We start from the raw sequence: 10313 nt of genomic DNA on the forward strand, positions 1-10313 counted from the left end.
GAGCGCGGCTTCGGCCCGTTCAACACCGGCGAGATCACGGCCGAGTTCTGCAAGCGCGCAGGCGGGCGCGTCAACCCCGACATCATCCGCGCCTTCGTGCAGAACTCCGGCGCCATGGTGGACCGCTACAAAGAGATCTACGACAGCTACGAGGCCGAGCGCAAAGCCAACGACAGCGCCGTGTTCATGAAAGGGACGGCTGTTGTCATCCCCGACGTGGACGTGCCCGACGAGGGCACCTTCGACATGTCGAACATGTTCGAGTACCCGTTGTGCAACACGCAGTCGGCATGGAGCGGCGCGAACGTGAGCTACCCCATCGAGTGCGGCGGGTACAAAACGTGGCCCTGCAACATCCAGTTCTACGGCTACCAGGGCAACAACATCGAGTACGTGCACAAGTACATTGTGCAGCACACCCAGGAAAACGGCGCCGAGTGGTTCTTCGAGCACACGGGCGTGGTGCTGGAGCAGAGCGACTCCGGCGACGTAACCGGCCTCATCGCGGAAGGCCCCGACGGTTACGTGCGCTTCAACGCCTCGAAGGGCGTCGTGCTGGCGGCGGGCGACTTCATCGGCGATCCGGCCATGTGCTGGGCGCTGCTGAACGAGGGTATGGAATGGGCCGAGCGTTCCGGCATGACCAGGGACGAGTGGGTGCAGACGGGCTTTCGCACCGGCATCGCCCACAAGATGGGCTGCTGGGCCGGCGGCATGATCGAACCCACGCCGCGCGGCTGGATGGGACTGGGCGGCGGCGCGGACGGCCCGTGGGGCGTGGCGCCTTTGCTCATGCTCAACGTGAACGGCAAGCGCTTCATGAACGAGGGCTCCATCGCGCAGTACCAGCCCACATGCATGCGCCAACCGGCCGGCCTTGCGTGCTGGGTGACGGATGCCAACTGGAAAAACATCATCGGCAAGTCGCCGCTTGACCACGGCGGACCGAACTTCGGCATGGACGACTACATGACCCGTCTTGAGGCCGACATGGCGGCCGTGGAGGTGGGCAATCCCGAGGGCAGCCAGGTCATCCAGGCGAAGCTGGCCGAGCGCAAGATGATGCAGGGCACCGTGTTCGCCGCGAACACGCTTGAGGAGCTGGCCGAGCTTCTGGGCTACACCGGCGACGCCGCCGCGACGTTCGTGGAGAGCGTCGAGCACTACAACGAGCTGTGCAACTCCGCAGACGGCGACACCGATTACGGCAAGGACAAGGCGTTCATGCAGGCCATCGACACGCCGCCGTTCTACGGCGGCACAAGCGAGCTGTCGCACGAGACGAAGCCCAGCATGGTGACCATGTCCGGCCTCGTCACCGACGAGACGCAAAACGTCCTGCGCAAGGACGACTGGACGCCCATCAAGGGCTTGTACGCTGCCGGCAACTGCCTGGGCGGGCGCTACGGCTTCGGCTACAGCACGCCGTTCGCGGGCAACTCGGTGGGCATGGCGATGACCCACGGCTGGCTGGCCGGCCGCACGGTGGCCAACTTGTAGCCGCCAACCGCAGATCAACCGCAACGTTTCTTCCCCTCCTTCGGAAAGGCCCCGTGCGCGGGGCCTTTCCCGCACTTGGGGCCGCCTTTGCGGCGAAGCGGCGGAGCGCGGCAACGCCCGAGGCAGAGCATAAGGGGCGCGGCAGCGTGCGGAAAGCGCGGCAACGCGGCAGCGTGCAGAAGGCCTAGCAACGCGTGAGCGTGCGGGAGGCGCGGCGACGCGTGCGGGAGGCGCGAGGGCGCGGGAGGGCAACGTGGCGGCGCGAGAAGGGCGGTGCGCCCCGCAAGCGGATCCCGCGAAACGCGTCAGAGCGCCCAGCCCTCCCACTGCCATGCGAAGCGGCCTTCCGGCGTGAGCCGCCAGCGGTCGGCGGCGCGCTCGACCAACCCCTCGGCCTCCCATGCGGCCAGCTCGCAAGCGGCGGGGCGCACGGCTTCGGCCTCCACGCCCTCGGCCAAGCAAAGCCCGCGACGGACGGCAAGCGCGGCGCGCGCCTCGTCGTCAAGCTGCGAAACGTCGCGCACAACGCGCTCGGCATCGTCGCTGGCCACGCGGTACACGTTGAAGTCGTCCGTGTTGCGCCAGGCCAGTCCGTCAACGCACGACGCCGCCCCCAGGCCCACGCCCACGAGGTCGGCTCCAAGGGCCAGCGCCTTCACGTACGCGCTCTCGCCGGCGGCGCGCGCGAACCTCCCAACAGCGTACTCCGCAAGACCGCGCCCGCTCAGCAGCTCGGCGGCAACTTCGTACAGCGCGCGCTGCCGCTTTCGCGCAAGCCCCTCCCCGTCGGCGGGGGAGACGGGCGACACCGCAACCTCGTACGGCTCCAGATCAAGCGCCTTGCGCAGCGTTTGCCGCCAGCTTGCCACCGTCTGCCCCGGCAGCCCGTACACCAGCGAGACGGACACGTTGTTCATGCCGAACTTGTCCAGAAACAGCACCGCGTTTTGAATGTCCGACACGCGGTACGGCGGGCGCAGCTCGTCAAGGTCGCGCAGGTGGATGGCCCCCACGCGCAGCTCTATGCGGCTTGGCTTGCCCTGGCCCCACCCGGTGAGGCTGGGCACGCCCACCGTGTTCGGAATGGCCTCGAGCGACATCTCAGCGCCATGCGCCATCGGAAGCTCAGAGCGAACGATCCGCATGAGCTTGCCCAACTGATCGGGGCTTGCAACGCTTGGGCTGCCGCCGCCGATGCGCGCCGCCACAATGCGCTTGCCCTCAAGCACGTCGCCAAGCGACGACACCTCGCGCATGACGGCCTCCAGGTACTCGCGCTTTGCCGCGCCGTCCCCCGTCAGGTAGCGCCCATGCGCGTACCGGGGCGGCTCGATGCAAAACGGCACGTTGACGAACAGCGCCGCATCTTTTAGCGACGCGCCTCTTTCCTCGGACGAAGATGCCATGGGTGCTCCTTCCTTGCGCCGCCCGCAGGCGGCTCGAACGGTTCGCTCCCATCATCCTCCCGTTTGGGGAAAGAGGGTTCACCCGACGGGGGTGAACCCGGCGGCCAAGCGGGAAACGCGCGCCCGCCACCCTCGCCCCGCTACTCCGACGCCGCGGCCATGCAAGCGCGCATGGCGTAGCGCAGCACGTCGGAGCGGTTGACGGTGCCCACGATGACGCCCTCGCGCACCACCGGCACCTTCTTCAGACGGCGCGTGGCCAGAAGCGCGCACGCCTCTTCAAGCGTGGCGTCGGCGTCAAGGGCGACAAGCCGCTGCGTGGCGATGGTCCCCGCCGGCAGCGCCATAAGCTCGCGCAGGCGCTCGTCGAACGTCTGGCTGCGCGCCGCCTCCATGAGCGAGTACGCGCCGGTGATCACCGGGTGCTTGTCGGCCAGATAGCGCATGACGTCGCCGTCGGATACGAAGCCCGCCGGACGCCCCGCATCGTCCACCAGCGGCAGACCGCCCACCTTAAGCTCCACGAACATGCGCATCGCCTCGCCCACCGACGCGGAGGCGGGCAGCGTGTAGGGGTTGGACTCCATAAGCTCGGCCAGCACCGATTGCGGCGCGGCGGCCCGCTCGGCAGCCTGCGCGCGAGCGCGCGTGCGGGCGGCGCGCGCATAGACGAGCGACAGCGAAAAGCCCAACGCGGCTATCGCGGCCGCCACCGTCATGGCCAAAGCGAAGCCATCGGCGGCCGCCTGCGCGGCGCTCGCGCCGCCCGCAAGCGCCGACCCCTGGCCCGATGCCATGACGCCCGTGTACAGCGACGGCCCCACGCATCCCGCTATCTGCACGAACGTGGTCATGAGCGCCACGCCGAACGGGTTTTGCTCAGGCGGCAGCGCCCGCAGCCCCGCCGTCTGCGACGGCGAGAAGATGAACCCCACCGCCGCGTACATGAGCAACGCCGCCGCGAACACGACAGGCACCGACAACGAAGGGCTCACCACCGCCAACGCGACGAAGCCAACAGCGATGCCCGCGAACCCCAGCGGCAAAAGCGGCCACTCGCCGCGCCGATCCATGATGCGGCCGCCCACCAGCGTTGCCCCCGCGTTCGCCAGCACGGGGACCAGCATCACCAGCCCAGCCGTCATCGCGGTCATGCCCGCCGCGCCCTCGAAGTACAGCGGCAACAGCACACTCATGGAAAACGTGCTCATCATGGCCACGGTGGCCAGCAGCAACGCCGGCCAGAACAGGCGGTTTTTGATGGGCGCAAGGTCGATGAGCGGATGCGCGCAACGCAGCTGGCGCACCACGAACGCCGCCGCCAGAACCGCCGTCGCCAGCAGCGCCGCCGCAGCGATGAGCGGGCTGATGGTCAGCTGCGACAAGCCAAACGACAGCGCCGTCAGCACCACGGCCGACAGCGCCACCGACGCCACGTCCAGATGCGCCTCGCTCGTCTCAAGGTTCTTCACGAAGAAAAAGCCCATGACCGCGAGCACCGTCATGGCCGCCACGGGCACGGCGAAGATGCTGTGCCAGCCGAACGCCGTCACCAGCGCCCCGCACACCACCGGGGCGAACGCCGGCCCGAACGTGATCATGCACCCGCCGACGGACATGAACGCCCCCAGCCGGTTCTTCGGCGTCACCGCCAAGATGGTGTTCATCATGAGCGGGATGAAAATGCCCGTGCCCACCGCCTGCACCAACCGCGCAACCAGCAGAACGACGAAGCTGCCGGCGAGCAGCCCCATCGCCGATCCCGCGATGCTCAAGGCCGCCGCGGCGAAAAACAGCGTGCGCAGCTTGAAGCGCCGGTAGAGGAACGCCATGCACGTCACCACCACCGTCGCCACAATCATGTAGCCCGTGACCAGCCATTGCGCCGTCACGGAGTCCACGCCGAAGTCGCCCATGATGGACATGAGCGCCAAGTTGACGAGGTTCTCGTTGAATCCCGCCAGAAACGCGCTGCCGTACAGCACAGACAGCAGCATCGTCAGAGATCTTCCCTGCATACCGGAATCGTCCTCTCCGTGTTCCGTGTTCGTTGTTCGGTTTTCGCTTGCATGAAAGGCCCCATCGAACCTACCGGCGCGCATGCGCCTTTCGGGGCAACGAGACACGCCGCGCACATCGGATAGCGCGCGGCACATCCGATTCTAGCGAAACGAAGGCGCCTTCGTAAGCGTTTTTTCGCGGCGTTTCTCCGCAGAGGCGGAAGGCGGGAAGCCTTTCTGTTAACCGCCGTTGACACGGATCCCTCCGGAGGCGGTCCGGCGAGGGCCGCTTGCGCAGGTTGGTCATAAACCGCGCCCTGTGGCACGCGCGGGGCCGCCTTTCCGCCCTGCGCGCCCCTCGCGCCCGGAGAATCCCCAGGTCACGGAAATCGCACGGCCCGCCGGCGCGCCGGATCGGCCGTCCGGAGTGCCACAGGGCGCGTTTTGTGACCAACTTGCGAAAGCGCCTCCGTTAAACCGGGACCGGCAGAGGCCGGGCCGGCCCGCCGGGCAAAGCCCCGCTGGCGCTTCGCAACAGCCAAAACGTCCCCTTCAAGGCGTTTGGAGCCGAAACCCGTCTCACCGCGCGCCCTCCCCCGCGGCATGAGGCAGCGCTCCCAGCCGCCTGAACGACTCGTTGTCCAGCGTGCCGCCCGACACCTGGCACACGGCGCCGGCCACGCGGTTCGCCAACGCGAGCGCCTCCTCCCAGCTGCGTCCCGCGTTGCGCGCCGCCACAAGCGCGCCGAGGTGCGCGTCGCCCGCGCCTATGGTGTCCGCCACGTCCACCGGCTCGGTCGGCACGAACAGGTGCCGCGCGTCCGTGCCGCGCGCTTCGGCCCTGTGCACGTCGCGTGCTGCGCTCGCTTCGGCCTCGTGCGCGCCGCCCTCTTCGCCGGCCGGCTCGAACAGGTGCGCTCCGCGCGAGCCCTCGGTCACCACCACCGCGTTTCCGCATTCCGCAGCCAGCGCGAAACCGGCCTCCTCAAGCGACGAGCGCCCCGTGTACGTGAGCGCCTCCAGGTCGTTCAGGTGCCACACCGGACGCAGGGCGTTGATGCGCGCCGTGCGCTGCGGGTCGACATGCGCCACGCGGGGGCCCGGCGCATAGTACAGCAGGATTTCAGGATGCGCCTCGAAGAACCCCACGATGGCGTCCCCGCCCGGGCCTTCCACTTCGTAGCCGCTGGCAAAACCGCACGAGAACCGTTCCGCGTCAACCGCTTCGAACCACGACGCGTCGAAATGCCGGTCGATGCCCGGCAGCGTGAGCATGGTGCGCTCGCCCCCCGGCTCGACGAAGCAGACGCAGCCGCTGTTGTCGTAGACGGCTCCGTCGTTGCCGCGCCCGTCGGGCACCCGCAGCGCCGTCATGCCGCGCGCCGCCAGATCCCGCTCGACGAATCCGGCGAACACGCCCTGCCCCAGCGGGGCGAACAGCTTGTACGGTGCGCCCAGCTGCCGCAGCACGTTGGCCGCGTTGAACGCGCAGCCGCCCACCGCGGCCCGCACCTCGTTGGCGACCACCCCCTCGCCCGATGCCGGAAGCCGAGGCACCCGGCACACCAAATCCGCTATCACCGCGCCCACGGCTAGAATCTCGCGCCCCAACGTTTTCATGCATCCTCGCTTTCGCCGCCTCGACGTTTTCCGTCCATGATACGGCACCGGAGGGCGATTGGCCGGGACGCAGCCGGCAAGCGCACCTAGCGCCAGCGGGAAAGCGCGCGCAACGCAGCCGCCGCAGGGGGCGCCAGCAACGCCGCAGCCACCGCCAGCACGGCGAGGTCAGCCGCGCTGCCCGTCGCGTGCATGCCCAGAAGGGCTCCATCCATCAAGCCGGGTCCCAGGCGCAGCACGTCGAATGCCGCGTGGGTGAGCGCAACCGCCCAAAAGCTTCCCGTCTCAAGAAACAGCGCCGCCATGAACAGGCCGAACAGACCAGCTTCAACAGACTTGAGAACCATCTGCGCCCCGGCAACCGCCACCGTCGCGCCATCTGCGCCCGCAGCGGCGAAGCCGGCCGACGCGCCGTGCAGCAACCCGAACAGCGCCGCGCTCGCCACCGCCGCGCGAACAGGGCCCACATGCGGAAGAAACGCCCGCAGCGCCAGAACGCGGAACACCCCTTCCTCGTACACGCCGGTCAGCACGCAGAGCGCCAGCACGTACGCCGCTCGCAGCGCCAGCGAGCCGCCCGCCTCCATCGGCGCGGGCGCCGAGACCCCTGCAAAACCGACAAGCCAAAACGCGATGCCCGAGGCAAGCCCCACCGCCAGCACGTACGCCGTCCACGCCGCAAACGGGCGCAATCGGCCGCACGCGGCCCAGGACTCGCGCGAAGGCGCGGGTGGGACCCCTTCGGGCAGCGGATCGCCGAGGCACGCTCCGGCGTCCACCGGACGCGACAGGGTCATGGCAGCTGCGGCCACGGCTGCCAGAGCGCCGCTCTGCGCCATCAGGCCCGCAGGCTCATCGGCGGGAATCGCCTGGAAGCACGCCACCGACAGCCCCAACGCCGCCGCGAACGCGAGGGCGTTGCGCAGAGGCCGGCGCGCCTCCCGGCGCATCGCGTCGGCCGGCTTCCCGCAAGCCGCACCTGCGGCTTCCTGGCGCGCCGCGCCCTCCGCCTCCCAACGCGCCGCGCCGGCCGGCCCCTTCCCGCGCCCTTCGTCCGTCTCCCGTTTCGGGTCCCACTCCGCCACGCGTCTTCGCCTTTCGCCGTTGAACCGCCGTCGTTTCACAGTATACTGGAACGCCATGAGCGCCCTCTCGTCCACATCCGAGCATCCCAGCCGCGCAGGCGCGTCGTCCTTCGCGCTCAAACTGGCGGCCATAGCGGGCATGACCGCCAACCACGCCTGCCATATCTTCTCCGGTTATCTGCCGGCCGAGGCGTTCGCCGTGCTGTTCGGGTTCGGCGGGCTGACGTTTCCCATCATGGCGTTTTTGCTGGTGGAAGGGTATCGCCACACCTCGAACCTCAGGCGCTACGCAGCGCGTTTGCTCGTGTTCGCCCTGGTGTCGCAAGTGCCCTACGCTCTGTTTCTGGCCGACGACCTCAACGTGCTGTTCACCCTGCTCATCGGACTGGCCTTGCTGCGCCTGAACGACACGGTTGAGCGCCGCGCACTGTTCTGGGCGGCGGTCGCGGCGCTGACGGCGGTCAGCGCGCTGTGCGACTGGGGCGTGCTGGGCCCCGTCATGATCCTCATGATGCGCTTGGTCCCCGACAGGCGCGAGCGCGTGGTCTACCCGCTGCTGCTGCCCATCGCGGGCATGGGGCTGCCGACGCTCTCCGAGCTTGCATCCAACCCCGGCTTGGAAACGCTGGGGCAGGCGCTCTACCCGCTGGCGGGCTGCACGGCCTGCATCCCGCTGCTGCTAGCGTACAACGGGCGGCGCGGGCGACCGCTCAAATGGCTGTTCTACGCATACTACCCGGCCCATATCCTGGTGCTGGGCGTGGCGAAGGGGTTGCTGCTGGGCGACTGGTCCCCCGTGTCGTAGCGGGGCGGATGCGGCGGAGGCGGGGACGCAGCAGGCGCAGACAGCGCGGGCGGCGCGGACAACGCGAGCGGCGCGGCGCGACCGCCGCAGACGGCACAAGCGACACGGCGACGCGGACGGCACGGCCGACCCATGGCGCCGCAACGTGGCCGCTATTCCCAATCGGCCCCCAGCACCACCAGGAAGTCAGAATCGAACAGGTACGACCCATCGTTTTGCTGCGGCTGGCCCACGCCCAGGGCCTCCGCTATCTCCTGGGCGCGCTCGGCGTCGGAGGCGTCGTCGTACACGATCATCGTGCGCTCGTAATCGAAGCTGTCCGCGTTGCCCGACTCAACCGTGTAGCCCAGCGACTCAACGCGTTCGGCAGCCTGCGACCCCGCCCCCGACACGCCGTTGCCGTTGCGCACGGCCACCGTCCCCTGCCGCATCTGCGACGCCCCGCCCCCGCTCAGATCGCCATTGTCGTTGGTGAGCTGGCCGCTGCCGGTGCTGGCCAGGATGGTTCCCGACGCCTCGTCCACCACATCCTGATCGGTGGGCGGAAGGCCCTGGTCAACGCGCTCCATCATGGTCTTCCACGCCTCGGCGTCGTTTATCTCGTACCAGATGCCGCCAATATACTCGGAGGTGGTGGGCTCCATGCCCGAGTAGATGTCCGTGGCGGGGTCCAGCCCCTGCATGGCCTGCGCGATGCCGATGATGTCGGTGATCTCCAAATCGGTGGTCACGTACTGCGAAAGCGCCTGCACGGTGGAGGCCATCGTGGCCACGTCGGCCGCGAGCAGCTTCTTCGCAATGGCCGCCAGCACCAGACGCTGGTTCGCGGCGCGGTAGGAGTCGCCATCGCCGAACTCGTCGTAGGCGTGGCGCGCGCGACACAAGATGAGCGCCTGGTCGCCGTTGAGCGTTTGGGGACCCGCGTCCAGATGCCCGCCCGCATCCTGATCGTCTATCTCCATGGGCACGTCCACCTCAACGCCGCCCAGGGCGTCCACCACGTCCTTGAACCCGTCGAAGTTGATCTCCGCGTAATGCGAGATGGGAACGCCCGCCAGCTCCGACACCGTCTGCACCGCAAGCGCGGCCCCGCCCAGCGCATGGGCGGCGTTGAGCTTGTTCTGGCCGTACTCGCCCATGTCCACCAGCGTGTCGCGATGGACGGACACCAGCGTCACCTTTTTGCCCACCGGGTCGATACGCGTCAGCATGATGCTGTCGCTGCGGAATTGGTCGCCGGCGAACTCCTCCGACGACTCGCGATCGCTCGACCCGTCGGTGCCCATGAGCAGCAGGTAGAACGGCTCGTTGGCCAGATCGGTCTCCACAAGCGCGGCACGCAAATCGGCGTCGACGCCCGCGTGCAGATTGCCCGAGAGGATGCCGTAATAGGCGAACGCAGTGCCCAAGCCGCCCACCAGCAGCACGCCGACCACGGCAAGCGCCACTTTGAGACGGCGGCTCTTCTGCGAGCGCGCGCGGTCGTACTCGCCCCGCGGCACGCGGCGACGCGGGGTGGAACCCTCCCGTCGGCGCGCAGTCGGATCAGCGGCGGAAGAAGCGCTTCGGGAGCGAGGCGAAACAGCCCTTCCCTCCCGTTCGACAGCGCGGGAAGACAGCTCGCGATCACCCGAGATCCGTCGGGAGGAAGGGCGAGGTCCGCAAGCCCGTTCATAAGAATCGGGGGTCTTCCTGCGACTGCTGCGTTCGTAGTCCATGGGGGCATTGTGGCGAGCAGGCGACCCTCGCGCAACCGCATGAAGGGCTTCCCTAGGAAAAGCCCATATGATCCACCCTCCCCCTTGAAGGTCACAGCCTCCGCGGCCGCGCGCACGCCGACAGCTCCTCCAGGGCGCGCTCGCTCAGCATCCCGTTGGCGGCCGCGGCCTCCACCGCC

The 10313-nt window shown here is 68.7% G+C and carries 7 protein-coding genes; 2 read left to right on the forward strand and 5 right to left on the reverse strand.

All coding sequences use genetic code 11. The annotated features are described in order from the left end of the window. The coding region (locus ACWKY3_RS02515; RefSeq protein WP_449314854.1) for an FAD-binding protein at positions 1-1500 on the forward strand (1500 nt) is incomplete at its 5' end. Between the two features lie 305 nt (positions 1501-1805). Here ACWKY3_RS02515 and ACWKY3_RS02520 read toward each other — a convergent pair. The 4 genes from ACWKY3_RS02520 to ACWKY3_RS02535 form a co-directional block, all read right to left on the reverse strand. Further along, positions 1806-2906, reverse strand: coding sequence for a hypothetical protein (locus tag ACWKY3_RS02520; protein ID WP_449314855.1), 1101 nt, complete (start codon positions 2904-2906; stop codon positions 1806-1808). 140 nt (positions 2907-3046) lie between these two features. Next, complete coding sequence (locus tag ACWKY3_RS02525) at positions 3047-4924, reverse strand: MFS transporter (protein WP_449314856.1); 1878 nt, start codon at positions 4922-4924, stop codon at positions 3047-3049. A 561-nt stretch (positions 4925-5485) separates the two neighbouring features. Next, on the reverse strand, positions 5486-6526 hold the full coding sequence (locus ACWKY3_RS02530) for a PfkB family carbohydrate kinase (protein WP_449314857.1): 1041 nt from the start codon (positions 6524-6526) through the stop codon (positions 5486-5488). 86 nt (positions 6527-6612) lie between these two features. Continuing rightward, positions 6613-7611: a CPBP family intramembrane glutamic endopeptidase gene (locus tag ACWKY3_RS02535; RefSeq protein ID WP_449314858.1), complete on the reverse strand. Its 999-nt coding sequence runs from the start codon at positions 7609-7611 to the stop codon at positions 6613-6615. 55 nt (positions 7612-7666) lie between these two features. Here ACWKY3_RS02535 and ACWKY3_RS02540 point away from each other — a divergent pair, with 55 nt between their 5' ends. Then, a complete protein-coding gene (locus ACWKY3_RS02540) occupies positions 7667-8416 on the forward strand; it encodes a TraX family protein (protein ID WP_449314859.1) in 750 nt (249 codons plus the stop codon). 152 nt (positions 8417-8568) lie between these two features. Here the strand turns inward: ACWKY3_RS02540 and ACWKY3_RS02545 are convergent, their stop codons facing one another. Further along, positions 8569-9918 carry an LCP family protein gene (locus ACWKY3_RS02545; RefSeq protein ID WP_449314860.1) on the reverse strand — a complete coding sequence of 450 codons (1350 nt, stop codon included), beginning with the start codon at positions 9916-9918 and terminating at the stop codon, positions 8569-8571. Positions 9919-10313: the final 395 nt, after the last annotated feature.

This window comes from Rubneribacter sp., assembly GCF_965361815.1.

Bases quoted from the DNA above. Each gene is read 5' to 3' on its own strand.
- ACWKY3_RS02520 (WP_449314855.1), bottom strand. From the start codon at position 2,906: ATGGCATCTTCGTCCGAGGAAAGAGGCGCGTCGCTAAAAGATGCGGCG.
- ACWKY3_RS02525 (WP_449314856.1), bottom strand. From the start codon at position 4,924: ATGCAGGGAAGATCTCTGACGATGCTGCTGTCTGTGCTGTACGGCAGC.
- ACWKY3_RS02530 (WP_449314857.1), bottom strand. From the start codon at position 6,526: ATGAAAACGTTGGGGCGCGAGATTCTAGCCGTGGGCGCGGTGATAGCG.
- ACWKY3_RS02540 (WP_449314859.1), top strand. From the start codon at position 7,667: ATGAGCGCCCTCTCGTCCACATCCGAGCATCCCAGCCGCGCAGGCGCG.